The organism is Catellatospora aurea (assembly GCF_042663325.1).
Lineage (GTDB): Bacteria > Actinomycetota > Actinomycetes > Mycobacteriales > Micromonosporaceae > Catellatospora > Catellatospora aurea.
The window spans coordinates 83,913-99,989 of record NZ_JBHTAC010000017.1 but is presented as its reverse complement, the minus strand read 5'-3'; the positions used below and the strand labels follow the sequence as shown (position 1 = coordinate 99,989).

The window sequence follows — 16,077 nt, the reverse complement described above, 5'->3', positions numbered from 1 at the left end:
TCGACTCGCGGAACCCCTCCTCCGCTATACGGCTCCTCCTTCCGTCGCCCTTCCCGACGCGGCTGTGCGGGCGCAGGTTGAGAGAAACGAGGCAGTAGTTGAGCACGGACCACGGAGCTAGGCTGAATCGCATGTCTTCGCGCCGGGCACGGAACGGGATCATCGCGGCGGCTGCCGCGCTCGCCTTCACCGCCGGGTGCAGCGAGCAGCCCGACACGATCGCCTCGCAGGCCCCGCCGGTCCCGTCGACGCAGTCGTCGGCGGCGGCGACCTTCAGCCCGCGTACGGCAGAGGTGAAGACCCTGGCCACCGGCCTGCGCGCGCCGTGGGGCGTGGCGTTCCTGCCCGACGGCGGCGCGCTGGTGACCGAGCGCGACTCCCGGCGCGTCGTGCAGATCGGCCCCGGTTCCTCGGGCGGCAAGCTCACCGTCACCGAGGTCGGGATGATCCGCGAAGCCGACTCCGGCGGCGAGGGCGGCCTGCTCGGCATCGCGGTGTCGCCGCGGTACGCGCAGGACAAGACGGTGTTCCTGTACTACACGGCGGACGACGACAACCGCATCGCGCGCTGGAAGCTCGGCGGGCGGCCGGAGCCGATCGTCACCGGCATCCCCATCTCGGGCATCCACAACGGCGGGCGGCTGGCGTTCGGGCCGGACGGCTTCCTCTACGCGACCACCGGCGACGCCGCGACCAGGGGCAACTCGCAGGATCTGAAGAGCCTCGGTGGGAAGATCCTGCGGATGACGCCCGACGGCAAGCCCGCGCCCGGCAATCCGTACGGCACGCTGGTCTGGTCCTACGGGCACCGCAACGTGCAGGGCATCGCCTGGGACTCGGGCGGCCACCTGTGGGCGACCGAGTTCGGCCAGAACACCTGGGATGAGATCAACCGGATCGAGCCGGGCAAGAACTACGGCTGGCCCGAGGTCGAAGGCGCGGCGGGCGAGGGGCAGTACGTCGACCCCGTCGTGGCGTGGCCGACCGACGAGGCATCGTGCTCGGGCGCGGCGATGGCCGGGGACGTGCTGGTCGCGGCGTGCCTGCGCGGTGAGCGCCTGTGGCTGGTGCCGGTGCGGGCCGACGGCACCCTGCGGGCGGCTCCGGCGGCGGCGCTGGTCGGCGAGTACGGCCGCCTGCGCGACGCGCACACCGCCCCCGACGGTTCGGTGTGGGTGCTCACCAGCAACCACGACGGCCGCGGGGAACCCGTCGAATCCGATGATCGAATTCTTGCCGTCACGCTCGCTCCCGCGTGACAGCCGGGGCATGATGGGGCGATGACTCGGTTGCCGCGGTGGGCACGGCCGCTGAGCCGCAGCGGGGTGGACCGGTCCGGCGGTGAGCCCCCGCGCGGAGGTGCCGCACGGGTGAAGGACGCGTTCGGCCGGGTGCCGTGGCGGCGGCTCGGCTCCGGGCTCGGGCTCCTGGCCGTGTCGCTGACCGGGTTGGCGCTCGGCCTCTACCTGGCCGCGGGCACCAGCGTCGACGTGGGCCCGTTCCGCTCCACGATGGCGGTCACCCCGTCGTGGTACGGCGACACCGAGGTCGTCCTGCCGCCGCTGGGTTCCCTGCAACTGGACAGCCACGACGGTCCCGCCCGGCTGATGGTGCGTCTGGACGCGCTGGATCGCGCCCGCACCGAGGCGCTGATCACCGACCCGGCGGGCATCACCGCGGCCAGCCGCACCGCCGTCGACGACGTGCGCGCCGGGGTCACCCGGCTGGCGCTGCGCGCCACCGCGGTCGCGGTGCTCGGCGCGATGCTGCTGGCCGCGCTGGTGTACCGGCGGATGCGCCGGGTCGCCTGGGCGGGCGGGCTCGCGCTGGCCGTCATGGCGGCGGCGTTCGGGTCGGCGTTCGGCACGTTCAACCCGGGTGCGCTGCGTGAGCCGCGGTACGAGGGCCTGCTTGCCAACGCGCCGTCGGTGCTCGGCAACGCCCAGCGCATCGCCGACCGGTACGACGAGTATGCCGCGCAGCTGCAGAAGCTGGTGAGCAACGTCGGCAGCCTCTACGCCACGGTTCAGAACCTGCCGGTGTACTCCCCCGAGGACAACACCCTGCGCGTGCTGCACGTCTCCGACCTGCACCTGAACCCGGCCGCGTGGGGCGTGATCCGGACCGTGGTCGACAACTTCCACATCGACGTCGTCGTCGACACCGGCGACATCACCGACTGGGGCAGCGAGCCGGAGAAGGCGTTCGTGGCGTCGATCTCGCTGCTGAAGGTGCCGTACGTCTTCGTGCGCGGCAACCACGACTCCGCCGTGACGCAGGCCGCGGTCGCCGCCCAGCCCAACGCGATCGTGCTGGACAACAAGGTGGTGAGCGTCGCCGGGCTGAGCATCGCCGGGATCGGCGACCCGCGCTTCACCCCGGACAAGGGCATGGAACCGGCGGGCTCCGGCGACTCGAAGCAGACCGTCGAGCGGGTGCTGGACGCCGGGGACAAGCTCGCCGACACCATCGCCAAGCAGCGCGACGAGGTCGTGGACCTGGCGCTGGTGCACGATCCACTGTCGGCGGGGCCGCTGGCCGGGTACACGCCGCTGGTGCTGGCCGGGCACCGGCACCACCGGGAGATCAGCAAGCTCGGCGACGACCAGACCATGCTGATGGTGCAAGGCTCCAGCGGCGGGGCCGGGCTGCGCGGGCTGGAAGGCGAGACGCCGACGCCGCTGGCGATGTCGGTGCTCTACTTCGACGACAATCGCACGCTGATGGCGTACGACGACATCACCGTCGGCGGCACCGGCCTGGCCGAGGTCGCCCTCTCCCGCCACGTCGTCGACGACACCCCAGCGGGCCAGGCAGCCGCCCCCGGCACCTCGCCTCGCCCCACCCCATCCCGCTGAGCCACAGCTCAAACGCTTAGCGCGTGAAGAAGGGCACCTTCTACAACGCGGAGCGTTGTGAAGGTGCCCTTCTTTTCGTCAGTTGGCGAGGCGGGCGAGGACGAGTTCGCGGACGGTCTTGGCGTCGGCCTGGCCCTTGGTGGTCTTCATGACGGCGCCGATGAGCACGCCCGCGGCGGCCTGGTTGCCGCCGCGGATCTTCTCGGCGACATCGGGGTTGGCGGCGATGGCCTCGTCGATGGCGGCGGTCAGCGCGCCGGTGTCGGAGACGACCTCCAGGCCCCGGGCGGCCATGATCTGCTCCGGGTCGCCCTCCCCGGCCAGCACGCCCTCCAGCACCTGGCGGGCCAGCTTGTCGGTGAGCTTGCCCGAGGCGACCAGCGTCTGCAGCTGGGCCACCTGCGCGGGCGTCGCGCCGACGGCCTCCAGCTCGACGCCCTCGGCGTTGGCGCGCCGCGACAGCTCGCCCAGCCACCACTTGCGGGCCGCCTCCGGCGACGCGCCGGCGGCGACGGTGCGCTCGATCAGCTCGACCGCGCCCGCGTTGAGGATGGACTGCATGTCCAGGTCGGACAGGTTCCACTCGGTCTTCAGCCGGGCCCGGTGCTGACGCGGCAGCTCCGGCAGCGCGGCCTTGAGCTGCTCCACCCAGGCGGGCTCGGGCGCGAGCGGCACCAGGTCGGGCTCGGGGAAATAGCGGTAGTCGGTCGCGGTCTCCTTGGACCGGCCCGACGTGGTGTCGCCGGTGTCCTCGTGGAAGTGCCGGGTCTCCTGCGTGATGGCGCCGCCCGCGTCCAGCACGGACGCCTGGCGCAGCATCTCCGAGCGCACCGCGCGCTCGACGCTGCGCAGCGAGTTGACGTTCTTGGTCTCGGTGCGGGTGCCCCACTGCTCGCCGGGCAGGTTCAGCGAGGTGTTCACGTCGCAGCGCATCGAGCCCTGCTCCATGCGCACGTCGGAGACGCCCAGCGTGCGGATCATGTCACGCAGCTCGGCGACGTACGCCTTGGCGATCTCGGGGGCGCGTGCGCCGAGGCCCGGCACCGGCTTGGTGACGATCTCGACGAGCGGGATGCCGGCCCGGTTGTAGTCGACCAGCGACTCGGTCGCGCCGTGGATGCGCCCGGTCGCGCCGCCGACGTGCAGCGTCTTGCCGGTGTCCTCCTCCAGGTGCACCCGCTCGATGCCGATGCGCACCAGCTCGCCGTCGACCTCCACGTCGAGGTAGCCATCGGTGCACAGGGGCTCGTCGTACTGGCTGATCTGGAAGTTCTTCGGCATGTCCGGGTAGAAGTAGTTCTTGCGCGCGAAGCGGCACCAGGTCGCGATGGAGCAGTTCAGCGCGAGCCCGATGCGGATGGTCGCCTCGATCGCGGCGCGGTTGGCCACCGGGAGGCTGCCGGGCAGGCCCAGGCAGACGGGGCACACCTGGGTGTTCGGCTCGCCGCCGAAGTCGGTCGGGCAGCCGCAGAACATCTTGGTGACGGTGCCCAGCTCGACGTGGGTCTCCAGGCCGATGACCGGCTCGTAGCGGGAGACGACGTCGTCGTAGGTGGGCAGCACGGTGGTGCTCATCTGCTCGCTCCAGGCTTGGCGTGGGCGTGCTAGACGCCGCCGGACAAAACAACCACCAGCCTAGTAGCCCGCCCGGCCCCGCTCACACCGGGTTATCCGCCCCTCCATACATCGATCATGACAAGAGGAGTGGCGTACGTCACAACATGAACCGTTCAGGTGATGCCGTATTCATTCATTCGTCGCTGTGCGCTGATCACCGCCGCCCCGATCCTGAATGCACCCTGAGAACGGGACACGCCAACTTCCGGGCCTGGCGGTGAGCGCGTCGCGTTCTTCCCCTCATCGATGCACAGGGAGGTGCATGATGGGTTCCGCAACGCCGGCCCGCCTCACGGCTGAGGCGCTCGGCACCGCAGTACTGGTCTTCTTCGGCGTGGGCGCCCTGCTTGTCGGCGGCGGCCCGCTGCTCGCGGGCGCGGTCGGCCTCATGATCGCCGCGGCCGCCGCCGCGTGGATCTTCGGCGGCCACGTCAACCCCTGGCTCACCCTCGCCGCCGCGGTCCGCGGCAGCGTGGACTGGGTCGGCGGCGCGCTGATCATCGCCGCGCAGCTGGTCGGCGGCTTCGTCGGCGGCCTGCTGATGTGGCTCTGCTACGGCGAGAACGGCGTCGCCGCCGGGCTCGGCGCGAACCGCCTGTCCGAGGCGGCGAGCTCCGGCAAGGGCCTGATCGCGGCGATCGTCGCCGAGGCGCTGGCAGTCTTCGTCATCGCCTGCGTGATGTTCGCGGTCGGCGACGGCGAGCGCTCCGGCATCAGCCTCGGCCTGGCGTACGCCGGTGGCACCCTCGCCATCGCGGCGGTCACCAGCGCCTCGCTCAACTTCGCCCGCACCTTCGGCCCGGAACTGGCGCTGACCCTCGCGGGCGGTGCGTCGGACTGGTCCGACATCTGGGTGTTCGCGGTCTCCGGCGCGCTCGGCGCGGTGCTCGCGGGCCTGTTCTACCCCCGCTTGAAGGGGGCCGCCTCCTGACCCCCGCCTGCTGCCGGACTCCTCAGGCATGAGAAAGCGGCGTCCCCACCCGGGGACGCCGCTTTCGTGTCAGCGCTCAGAGGGCGGGCGGGGTGAAGGTGCCCACCGTCGACTCGACCGCGGCGGCGATCCGGTACATCCGGTCGTCGGCCATGGTCGGGGCCATGACCTGCAGACCCACCGGCAGCCCGTCGGACAGGCCGGCCGGCACCGAGATGCCGGGGCCGCCGTACAGGTTCGTCGGGATGGTGTACAGGTCCGCCAGGTACATCTGATACGGGTCGGCGGTGCGCGCGCCCAGCTCGAACGCGGTGAACGGCGTGGTCGGCGAGACCAGCACGTCGACCTTCTCGAACGCGGACGTGAAGTCACGCGTGATCAGCGTGCGCACCTTCTGCGCCTGGCCGTAGTAGGCGTCGTAGTAACCCGACGACAGCGCGTACGTGCCGATGATGATGCGGCGCTTGACCTCGTCGCCGAAGCCCGCCTCGCGGGTCAGCGACATGACGTCCTCCAGCGAGTTGCGGCCGTCGTCGCCGACGCGCAGGCCGAAACGCACCGCGTCGAAGCGGGCCAGGTTCGACGAGCACTCGCTCGGCGCGATCAGGTAGTACGCCGGCAGCGCGTACTGGAAGTGCGGGCAGGACACCTCGACGACCTCGGCGCCCAGCTTGGTCAGCGCCTCCACGGTGTCGCGGAAGACGGCCATCACGCCGGGCTCCGCGCCCTCGCCGGAGAACTCCTTGACCAGGCCGACCCGCACGCCGGTGAGGTCGCCGGTCGCGCCCTGGCGGGCGGCCGCCACGACGTCCGGCACCGGCATCGGGATCGAGGTGGAGTCGCGCGGGTCGTGCCCGGCGATCACCTCGTGCAGCAGCGCGGTGTCCAGCACGGTGCGCGCGACCGGGCCGGGCGTGTCCAGCGACGACGAGAACGCGATCAGGCCGTAGCGCGAGGTGCCGCCGTAGGTGGGCTTCGCGCCGACGGTGCCGGTGACCGCGCCGGGCTGGCGGATCGAGCCGCCGGTGTCGGTGCCGATGGCCAGCGGGGCCTCGTATCCGGCGACCGCCGCCGCCGAGCCGCCGCCGGAGCCGCCCGGGATGCGGGTCAGGTCCCACGGGTTGTACGTCGGGCCGTAGGCCGAGTACTCGGTGGAGGAGCCCATCGCGAACTCGTCCATGTTGGTCTTGCCTAGCATGACCATGCCCGCCTCGCGGATGCGGGTCATCACCGTCGCGTCGTACGGCGGCCGCCAGCCTTCGAGGATCTTCGAGGCGGCGGTGGTGGGGATGCCCTTGGTCGCGATGACGTCCTTGATCGCGATCGGCACGCCGGCCAGCGGGCCGAGCTTCTCGCCCGCGGCCCGCTTGGCGTCGACGGCCCGCGCGGCCTCGACCGCGCCCTCGCTGTCGACGTGCAGGAACGCGTGCACCCGGCCGTCGACCTCGGCGATGCGGTCCAGGTGGGCCCGGGTCGCCTCCTCCGCGGACACGTCCCCGGCGGCGATCTTCGCGCCCAGCTCGGCCGCGGTCAGCTTGATCAGGTCACTCATGGGGGTCACTCCTCATCCGCGAGGATCTGCGGCACGCGGAAACGGTCCTCGGCGGAGTCCGGGGCGCCGGACAGCGCCTCCTCGCGGGTCAGGCCGGGCACGACGACGTCCTCGCGCAGCACGTTGACCAGCGGCACCGAGTGCGACGTCGGCGGGATGTCGTCCGCGGCGACCTCACCGACCCGCGCCACCGACTGCAGGATCACGTCCAGCTGACCGGCGAAGCGGTCCAGCTCCTGTTCGGTGACGGCGAGCCGCGACAGGCGCGCGAGATGCGCGACCTCTTCGCGGGAGATGGCGGCCATGACTGCCCCCTAGACGTAGCGGCGAACTCGGACAGCGCGAAGGGTGGCACACGCTCCGCGCCCGTAGCGAGTCTATTTGTCACCCGGGGCGCGATTCGCAGCGCCCCTGGCCCAGCGAACCGCGCTCGCCCGCCGGGAGGGCTCCGGGAGACGGTCCCTCGCCGTGCGGTTACATCTTTTTTGATGTGGCCACATCAAAAAAGATGTAACCGCAAACTGCGGGACGCATGCCGACGCGCTCACGCCTGGTCAGCATGCGCCTTCGACTCCGAGCGGTAACACACGGCACAGCGCGACACGGAGGGCGCGGGCCGACGGGGGCGCGGTGCTGCTCAGGCGCTACGGGCGGGCAGGGTGGTGCGGGCGAGCCAGTCCGCCAGCTCGTCCGGCGGCAGGGGGCGGGCGTAGAACCACCCTTGGGCGACCTCGCATCCCGCGGACTGCAACAGCCGCCAGGCCCGCTCGTCCTCGACGCCCTCGGCGACCACGCGCAGCCCGAGCGCCCCGGCCAGCTCGATGATGGACCGCACGATCACCAGGTCGTCCGGGTCGTCGGCCATGGCCATCACGAACGAACGGTCGATCTTCACCTCGGACAGCGGCAGCCGGCGCAGGTGCTGCAGCGACGAGTAGCCGGTGCCGAAGTCGTCCAGGGCGATGCCGACGCCGAGCAGCTGGAGCCTGGTCAGCGTGGCCAGCACCCGGTGCGGGTCGGCCATCAGCGCGCTCTCGGTGATCTCCAGCTGCAGCCGGTACGGCTCCACGCCGTAGCGCTGCAGCAGCTCCTCGATCTGCTCGACGATCGCGCCGGTGTGCAGGTCGCGCACGCTGACGTTGACCGCCATGCGCACCTGCAGGCCCGCCGCGGACCACTTGGCGAGCTGGGTCACCGCCTCCTCGATCACCCATCGCGTCAGCAGCCGCATCACCGAACTCGGCTCGGCCACCCGGATCAGCTCGTCGGGGCTGACCGGGCCACGGGTCGGGTGCTGCCAGCGCAGCAGCGCCTCGACGGCGACCACCTCGCCGGTCGTGATCTCCACCTGGGGCTGGTAGAACAGCCGCAGCCCGCCCCGGTCCGGCTGGCCGAGCATGGTGCGCAGGTCGGCGAGCAGGCTGAGCCGCTGCGGGGAGTTCTGGTCGGCGTCGGGGTTGTAGACGGCGACGGCGTCGCCGTCGTGCTTGGCGGTGTACATGGCGACGTCGGCGTGGCGCAGCAGGGTGGCGAAGTTGGTGCCGTGGTCGGGGTAGACGGCGATGCCGATGGAGGCGCCGACGTCCAGCGGCAGTCCGTCCAGCACGACCGGGGCCGACAGCGCCTGCTCGATCTGCTCGGCCAGCTCGCGTGCCTGCTCGGGGCTGTCGAGGCGCTTCGCCACGACGGCGAACTCGTCCCCGCCCAGCCGCGCGACCAGGTCGCCGGGGCGCACCAGCCGGTCCAGCCGGTCGCCGACCGCGATCAGCAGCCGGTCGCCCACCTCGTGCCCGAGCGAGTCGTTGACGTGCTTGAACCGGTCCAGGTCCAGCAGCAGCAGGCCGAAGCGGCTGCGCGGGTCGCCCTGCACGGCGCGCTGGGCGTGGCCGGCCACCGTCGCGGACACCTCGCCGATCAGCGCCTTGCGGTTGGCCAGCCCGGTCAGGGTGTCGATGTTGGCCAGGTGCCGCTGCTCGGCGGTGATGATGGACAGCCGCCGCACCGCCAGCAGCGGCAGGATCAGCGCCAGCACCAGTGCGGGAGCGACCTCGGTCTGCGCGGCGATGACCGGGCCGAGCATGAGCAGCGCGCCGGTGCTCAGCGCCTCGTTGGCCAGCGGGCCCATGATGATCGGCAGCAGCGCGCCGCCGTCCCGCAGCCAGATCGCGGTCGCCGTGGTCAGGTACTTCACCGTGAACCAGGTGGCCGCCGAGACGGCCAGCGCGAGCAGCCCCGGCGGGACGTCGCCGCTGAGCAGCTGCAGCACCGCGTACGCGAACCCGAAGGCCAGCGCGTACTGGCCGAGGTTGAACATGGCCCGCCACAGCGCGTGCCGCAGCCGCAGCGACGCCACCGCCACCGCCAGGCCCTGCACCACCACCGCTGCGCCGAGCCCGGAGTCGATCATTATGGCGAACGTGAAGCAGATCGACGGGTAGATGGCCGACGTGTTCCACCGGCCCGGCAGCGTGACCGGCAGCGCGTCGCCCGCCACGGCGAGCCCGGCCAACAGCCAGAAGCCGAGGGTGACATGTTCGAGCACACTCGGCAGCGCGATAAGGTCACGCAGAGTGATGGCAGCAGCAGCCACGGTGATGGCGATGACGTACACACCGAAATTCCGCCGTCGCTCCGCGGGCACGCGATTGCGATGTGCCTGCAGTGCTTGGGGTGTGGCCGCCATGGACACCTTCCCGAGGCCGATTGACGCGCGACCGCGCCGCCCGCCGATCGCGGCTGGTCACTTCACTCTAAGCCCGAAAACGCCCCAGACCACTCTGCGCGTTCGCGTGTGACGAAGATGTGATTGTTTGACCCATTCCTCCGTCACTCCACGTAAGACCCATACGACCTTGCGTATATCTCCATCCGCCACCACGCCGAGCGCTACTCGCTTTCGCGGTTCGCGTCCGCGTACGCCTTCGCCGCCTCCGGGCCCTGCTCCAGCAGCACCGCGAAGCCCGCCTCGTCGAGGGTGGGCACGCCCAGCGAGCGGGCCTTGTCCAGCTTGGACCCGGCGTTCTCGCCGACCACCACGAAACTGGTCTTCTTCGACACCGAACCGGCCACCTTCGCACCGAGCGCGATCAGCGCGTCGCCGGCCCCGTCGCGGGTGTGGTTCTCCAGGGTGCCGGTGACCACCACGGTCAGGCCGTCCAGCGGCTTCGGGCCGGTGTCGGCGACCGGCTCCTGCTCCATGAGCACGCCCGCGGCGCGCCACTTCTCGACCACCTCGCGGTGCCAGTCCTCGGCGAACCACTCCCGGACCGCCTCGGCGATGGTGCCGCCGACGTCCTCGACCACCGACATCTGCTCCAGCGAGGCGGACGCGATGGCGTCGAGGGAGTTGAAGTGGTCGGCCAGCGCGCGGGCCGCGGTCGGGCCGGTGTGCCGGATGGACAGCGAGGTCAGCACCCGGAACAGTTCCTTGGTCTTGGCCAGTTCCAGGTTGGCCAGCAGCTTGCCCGCGTTCGTCGACAGCGTGCCGTCCTTCTTCAGGAAGAACGGCGACTTCGCCAGCCGCGCCTCGTCGAGGCTGAACAGGTCGCCCTCGTCGGCCAGCACCCCGTCGTTGACCAGCGCCAGCGCGGCCTTCGCACCCATGCCCTCGATGTCGAAGCCGTCCCGGCCGCCGATGTAGATGATGCGCTCGGACAGCTGCGCCTTGCAGTAGCGGGTGTTCGGGCAGCGCAGGTCGACGTCGGCCTCCTTCGCCGGGGCGAGCTTGGTGCCGCAGGACGGGCAGGTCGATGGCATGGTCCAGGCGTGCTCGCTGCCGTCGCGCAGCGCCTCCACCGGGCCGAGCACCTCCGGGATCACGTCGCCCGCGCGCCGGAGCACCACGGTGTCGCCGATCAGCACGCCCTTGCGCGCCACCTCCTGCTGGTTGTGCAGGGTCGCGCTGGCGACGGTCACGCCGCCGACGAAGACCGGCTCCAGCACCGCGTACGGCGTGACCCGGCCGGTGCGGCCGACGTTCACCTCGATGCCGAGCAGCTTGGTGTTGACCTCCTCCGGCGGGTACTTGAACGCGATCGCCCAGCGTGGCGCGCGGCTGGTCGCCCCGAGCTTGCTCTGCTCGGCGACGTCGTCGACCTTGACCACCACGCCGTCGATGTCGTGTTCGAGGTCGTGCCGGTGCGCGGCGTAGTCGGCGATGTACGCCTTCACCTCGTCGAGCGTGTCGACCACCCGCCAGCGCTCGCTGGTCGGCAGGCCCCACGCCTTGAGCTGCGCGTACGCGTCGGACTGGCTGGTCGGCTCGAAGCCGGTGCGGGCGCCGATGCCGTGCACGATCAGGTGCAGGGCGCGCTTGGCGGTGATCGCCGGGTCCTTCTGCCGCAGCGAGCCGGAGGCGGCGTTGCGCGGGTTCACGTAGGTGCGCTCGCCCGCCGCGAGCTGGGCCGCGTTGAGGTCGGCGAACGCCTGCGCCGGGAAGTAGATCTCGCCGCGGACCTCGACCAGGTCGGGCGGGTTGTCACCGGCCAGCTTGTGCGGGATGCCCGCGATGCGGCGCACGTTGGCGGTGACGTCCTCGCCGGTGCGCCCGTCGCCGCGGGTCGCGCCCCGGGTCAGCCGGCCCTTCTCGTAGGTGAGGTTGACCGCGAGGCCGTCGATCTTCAGCTCGCACAGGTAGCGCACCGGCGCGCCCGCGTCCTTCTCGACCCGGGCCGCCCAGGCGGCGAGCTGGTCGTCGTTGAACGCGTTGTCGAGGCTGAGCATGCGCTCGGCGTGGTCGACGCTGGCGAAGCCGGCCCACTCCCCGGCCCCGACGCGCTGCGTCGGCGAGTCCTGTGAGATCAGCTCGGGGTGCTCCAGCTCCAGCGCCTCCAGCTCGTGCATGAGCCCGTCGTAGGCGGCGTCCGACAGCGTCGGCGCGTCGTCGACGTAGTAGCGGTGCTGCGCGTCATTGATCTTGGCCACGAGCTCGGCGTACCGCGTCCGGACCTTGTCGGTTACCTCACTGGTCACCCGTGCACGGTATCCGCCGCCCCCGACACCGCGGACCCCGCCCTGCGGACCAGCCATGATCTGTTTTCGTGGACGCCGGACGCCGCCCCAGCAGCACCGGACGTCCACGAAAACAGATCATGGCGGTGCGCCGCGGCCCGGCTGCCGGTCCGGTGGCGGGCTTGGCGGCGCGCCGGTCGCGGGTCGCGCTCAGTCCCAGGCCGCGCCGAGGGCGGCGAGCTGGTCGGCGTACTCGATGCGCTCGGCCCAGGCCGCCGGCCAGATCGCCATGCCCGCCGCCGCGCCGTGGAACGCGCCCGCCAGGCAGGCGATCGAGTCGGAGTCGCCGCTGGTCGCGGCGGCTCGCCCGAGCGCGGCGACCGGGTCGTCGACGTGCCGCAGGGCCGCGAGCAGCGCCGTGGCCAGCGCCTCCTCGGCGATCCAGCCCTCGCCGGTCTCGCGGCACACGTCACCGCCGGAGTCCGGCCTGGCCAGCGCCGCGAGCAGCACGTCCAGCGCGTCGGCGCACTCGTCCCAGCCACGCGCGACGAACTCCTCGGGCGACAGCAGCCCCGGCCGCTGCCACAGATCGCCGAGCCAATCCTCGCGGTACACGATGCGCTGGTCGGCGCAGCGGTCCCGCAGCGCGCCGGGCACGTCGGCCAGGTCGAGGCCGTCGCGCAGCAGCCGCACCGCCAGCGCGGTCAGCTCGGCCGCGGCCAGCCCGGTCGGGTGCCCGTGGGTCAGCCCCGCCTGCAACTGCGCCACCCCGGCCAGGGTGTCCAGGTCGTATTCGGCGACCAGGCCGACCGGGGTGACCCGCATGTTCGCCCCGCAGCCCTTGGACCCGGGCACGGTCGCCTCCTGCCAGCGCAGCCCTTGCGACAGGTTCGCGCAGGCGTTCAAGCAGGTCATGCCAGGAGCCCGGTTGTTCTCCGGGCTCTTCGCCCAGGCCAGGAAACGCTCGCGCAGCAGCGGTTCGAGTTCCGCCGCGGTCGGCTCGGCGGCGTCGCGCAACGCCCAGGCCACCGCGAGCGCCATCTGCGTGTCGTCCGTGACGAGCGCGGGTTCGGGCAACTCACGCGGCCCGCCCGGCCCGTGCTCCGCCACGATCTGGGCGTACTTGCGGAACTCGGTCGGCTTGCCCAGCGCGTCGCCGTACGCCAACCCGAAGAGCGACCCGCTGGCCGCGTCGATCACCGTCACCCGCGGCATCCTGCCACCCGCGCGCCACATGATCACTCGAATTGCCTGGCACCTGGGCGAAATCGTGCTCAAGATACGCACGACTGCCAGGCAATTCCGAGGATCTTGGACGGGGCGGGCGGCCCGGTCCGGCGGCCGCCCGGCCCAGGGTCTCAGGCGACCGCCGGGTACAGCTGCCGCAGGTCACCGGACAGGCCGGACTTGACCTGCCGGGCCACGTCATCGGCGAGCACCTCGGGCTGGCCGGCCTCGACCCCGTCGAGGACCTGCGCCACCACGTCCGCGGCCGCGACCTTCGGGCCGTCGACGTGCGCCGCCATGTCGGTGTCGATGTAGCCGATGTGCACCCCGGTCACCAGCGTTCCCTGCTCGTGCAGCGCGAGCCGCAGCGCGTTGGTCGCGGCCCAGGCGGCGGACTTCGACGCCGAGTAGCCCGCGGTGGTCGGCAGCGACAGCCAGGACAGCGCGGAGAGCACGTTGACGACCGCGCCGCCGCCGTTGGCGGCGAGGATCGGCGCGAACTCGCGGGACATGCGCACCGGGCCGTAGAAGTTGGTCTCCATCTCCCGGCGCAGCTCCTCGTCGCTGTCGAGGATGCCCGCGCCGGTGGCGATGCCCGCGTTGTTGATCAGGAGCTGCACGTCGCCGGCCTGCTTGGCGGCCGCCGCCACCGAGCCGGGGTCGGTGACGTCGAGCTGGAGCGGGACGACCCGCGGGTCGGTGATCGACGCCGCGTCGCGGGCGGTGGCGTACACCTTCGCCGCGCCGCGGGCGAGCAGCGCCTCGGTGAACGCCTTGCCGAGGCCGCGGTTGGCGCCGGTCACGAGAGCTACGGAACCATTGATCTTCATGTTCGCCTCCTGGTGGGTCGAGCTTCACCAACGACACTATACGAAATATATAGCTACTGGCCTTGAGATACGAATCATATAGCGCGAGCCATGCGATAGGTATGCTCGAACCATGTCCAAGCGGATGTACGGCCAGGTGTGCCCGATCGCGCGCTCGCTCGACGTGCTCGGTGAGCGGTGGACCCTTCTCATCGTGCGCGAGCTGCTGCTCGGCCCGAGGCGGTTCAAGGAACTCCTGACCCAGCTGCCCGCGATGGGCACCAACCGCCTGGCCGAGCGGCTCCAGCTGCTGGAGCGCAGCGGGGTCGTGGTCCGTCGCGCGCTGCCGGCCGCCCCGGACGTGCGCGCCTACGAGCTGACCGCGTACGGCGAGCGGCTGCGCCCGCTGCTGATCGAGCTCGCCACCTGGGGCTCGGAACTGCCGCTCGACGACGAGGTCGACCCGGGCACCGCGCGAGCCGAACTGATCGCGCTCTACCTGGCCGAGCACTGCCCCCCGGAGGACGCCGCCGGACCGCCCGCGACCTACCAGTTCCACGTGGGCGACGAGGTCTTCCACGTCCGCGCCGACGGCGGCGTGCACACCAGATCCGGCCCCGCCCCGGTCCCCGCCGACCTCGTGGTGACCTGCGACCTGGCCACCTTCGACGCACTGACTCGGGGCACGCTCGACCCCGCCGGGGCTGTCGCGTCCAGCGCGCTCACCGTCACCGGCGACACCGCCGCGCTCACCCGCGTCTTCGGCCTGCTACGGCACCGCGACCCGGCGGAGACGGCCTGACCCGGCACCACGTCCCCCGGAGACGTCCTGACACGGTCGTCCACCGACGGCCGCTACCCGGGCGATCATCGCTCCGTGCCGGCTACCGCCCCTGGTAGCCGGGCCGATGCCCATGGGGCCGCGGGCATTGCGCCGTCACTGCTCGACCAGGCGCCTTCCGGCTTCGCGGCAGGCCTTCAGCACCGCCTGGGCGTACGCGGGCGTCGCCCTGGCCAGGCCACACGACGGCGTCACCACCACCTGCCGCGCCAGCAGCTCGTCGGCGAAACCGAGATCCCGCCACAACCGCCTGACCCGCTCGGCCAGCGCCGCGCCGTTCGGGCTCGTGCCGTTGCCCGGGGGTGTCGTACGCGCCACGCCCGCGAACAGGCCGAGCCCGGCGTCGATCATCTCGCCCACCGCGTCGAGTTTCTCCGCGCCCGTGCCGACCAGGTCCAGGTCCAGCGCGAGCGCGGCCGCCCCGGCCTCCCGCAGCAGCGCCAGCGGCGTGTCCGGCGCACAGCAGTGCACGATCACCGGCACCCCGGCCGCGCCGATCACCGAGGCGAGCGTGTCCCGCACGGTCGACGGAGCCACCGAGCGGTACGTGTGCAGCGTGCTGGCGGTGCGCACACGCCCGGCCAGCACCGCGGGCAGCGACGGCTCGTCGAGCTGGAGCAGCACCCGCGCACCCGGCACCCGCCGCTGCACGTCGGCGACGTGTGCCTTGAGCCCTTCGGCAAGCGATTCCGCCAGGTCACGGGCGGCTCCGTGGTCGGAGACGAGCGCCTCGCCCAGGGCCAGCTCGATGTTGGCGGCCAGCGTCCACGGCCCGGCCGACTGCACCTTCAGCGTTCCGGTGAACCCGTCGGCCTGTTCGGTGAGCTGGTCCAGGTCGCGCTCGCGCAGGTCGTACGCCCGGCGAAGCTCCCGGCCCGGACTCGCCGCGACCCGCCACCGGCCCGCGTAGATCTCCACCGGCAGCTCGACCAGCAGCCCGGCGCTCCGCCCGATCATGTCCGCGCCGGGGCCGCGGGCGGGCAGCTCCGGCAGGTACGGCAGGTCCGGCAGCTCGCCGAGGGTGAACTTGACCGCCTCGGCGATGTCGGTGCCCGGCAGCGACCCGATGCCCGTCGCCGACCCGGCGGGCCACAGCGGCTCGGCGGGCTTGTCCGTGATCTCGTCAGGCGTGCTCATGTGCGGCCTCGTTCTGTTCGCCTTGCGGGTGGCACCTCGCGGTGCGGGAACGGACAGCGGTGCGCGCCGTGGTGCCGCGCCGGTCACCGTGCCACAGCGTGGCCGGGTGACCGGCGGGAACCGTGCCCCGGTGGCCGCGCGACGCGGCACGGCCG

General features: G+C 72.1%; 12 protein-coding genes. 4 read left to right on the top strand and 8 right to left on the bottom strand.

Annotation, left to right across the window (positions count from 1 at the left end; translation table 11 throughout):
- Positions 1 to 131 precede the first annotated feature (131 nt).
- On the top strand, positions 132 to 1,259 hold the full coding sequence (locus ACFQO7_RS18650) for a PQQ-dependent sugar dehydrogenase (protein WP_376807535.1): 1,128 nt from the start codon (positions 132 to 134) through the stop codon (positions 1,257 to 1,259).
- 21 nt (positions 1,260 to 1,280) lie between these two features.
- A complete protein-coding gene (locus ACFQO7_RS18645; RefSeq protein ID WP_376807534.1) occupies positions 1,281 to 2,858 on the top strand; it encodes a metallophosphoesterase family protein in 1,578 nt (525 codons plus the stop codon).
- A 78-nt stretch (positions 2,859 to 2,936) separates the two neighbouring features.
- On the opposite strand, the gene gatB is transcribed toward ACFQO7_RS18645, so the two are convergent.
- A complete protein-coding gene (gatB, locus tag ACFQO7_RS18640; protein WP_376807533.1) occupies positions 2,937 to 4,433 on the bottom strand; it encodes an Asp-tRNA(Asn)/Glu-tRNA(Gln) amidotransferase subunit GatB in 1,497 nt (498 codons plus the stop codon).
- 307 nt (positions 4,434 to 4,740) lie between these two features.
- Between gatB and ACFQO7_RS18635 the strand changes: the two genes are divergently transcribed.
- Complete coding sequence (locus ACFQO7_RS18635) at positions 4,741 to 5,406, top strand: MIP/aquaporin family protein (protein WP_376807532.1); 666 nt, start codon at positions 4,741 to 4,743, stop codon at positions 5,404 to 5,406.
- Between the two features lie 76 nt (positions 5,407 to 5,482).
- Here ACFQO7_RS18635 and gatA read toward each other — a convergent pair whose 3' ends face one another.
- The 6 genes from gatA to ACFQO7_RS18605 form a co-directional block, all read right to left on the bottom strand.
- Positions 5,483 to 6,958, bottom strand: a complete 1,476-nt coding sequence (gatA, locus tag ACFQO7_RS18630) for an Asp-tRNA(Asn)/Glu-tRNA(Gln) amidotransferase subunit GatA (RefSeq protein WP_376807531.1) — start codon at positions 6,956 to 6,958, stop codon at positions 5,483 to 5,485.
- 5 nt (positions 6,959 to 6,963) lie between these two features.
- The gene (gatC, locus tag ACFQO7_RS18625) at positions 6,964 to 7,263 is read right to left on the bottom strand and encodes an Asp-tRNA(Asn)/Glu-tRNA(Gln) amidotransferase subunit GatC (protein WP_203693597.1); all 300 of its coding nucleotides are present in this window, start codon (positions 7,261 to 7,263) and stop codon (positions 6,964 to 6,966) included.
- 332 nt (positions 7,264 to 7,595) lie between these two features.
- Positions 7,596 to 9,641: a putative bifunctional diguanylate cyclase/phosphodiesterase gene (locus tag ACFQO7_RS18620; protein ID WP_376807530.1), complete on the bottom strand. Its 2,046-nt coding sequence runs from the start codon at positions 9,639 to 9,641 to the stop codon at positions 7,596 to 7,598.
- 203 nt (positions 9,642 to 9,844) lie between these two features.
- A complete protein-coding gene (ligA, locus tag ACFQO7_RS18615; RefSeq protein WP_376807529.1) occupies positions 9,845 to 11,986 on the bottom strand; it encodes an NAD-dependent DNA ligase LigA in 2,142 nt (713 codons plus the stop codon).
- A gap of 132 nt (positions 11,987 to 12,118) precedes the next feature.
- On the bottom strand, positions 12,119 to 13,123 hold the full coding sequence (locus ACFQO7_RS18610; RefSeq protein WP_376807528.1) for an ADP-ribosylglycohydrolase family protein: 1,005 nt from the start codon (positions 13,121 to 13,123) through the stop codon (positions 12,119 to 12,121).
- Positions 13,124 to 13,266: 143 nt separating this feature from the next.
- Positions 13,267 to 13,965: an SDR family oxidoreductase gene (locus ACFQO7_RS18605; protein WP_376807527.1), complete on the bottom strand. Its 699-nt coding sequence runs from the start codon at positions 13,963 to 13,965 to the stop codon at positions 13,267 to 13,269.
- A 112-nt stretch (positions 13,966 to 14,077) separates the two neighbouring features.
- Between ACFQO7_RS18605 and ACFQO7_RS18600 the strand changes: the two genes are divergently transcribed.
- The gene (locus ACFQO7_RS18600; protein ID WP_376807526.1) at positions 14,078 to 14,746 is read left to right on the top strand and encodes a winged helix-turn-helix transcriptional regulator; all 669 of its coding nucleotides are present in this window, start codon (positions 14,078 to 14,080) and stop codon (positions 14,744 to 14,746) included.
- Positions 14,747 to 14,881: 135 nt separating this feature from the next.
- On the opposite strand, the gene ACFQO7_RS18595 is transcribed toward ACFQO7_RS18600, so the two are convergent.
- Entirely contained in the window at positions 14,882 to 15,904 is a 1,023-nt protein-coding gene (locus ACFQO7_RS18595) for a uroporphyrinogen decarboxylase/cobalamine-independent methonine synthase family protein (protein ID WP_376807581.1), read from the bottom strand.
- Between the last annotated feature and the right edge of the window lie 173 nt (positions 15,905 to 16,077).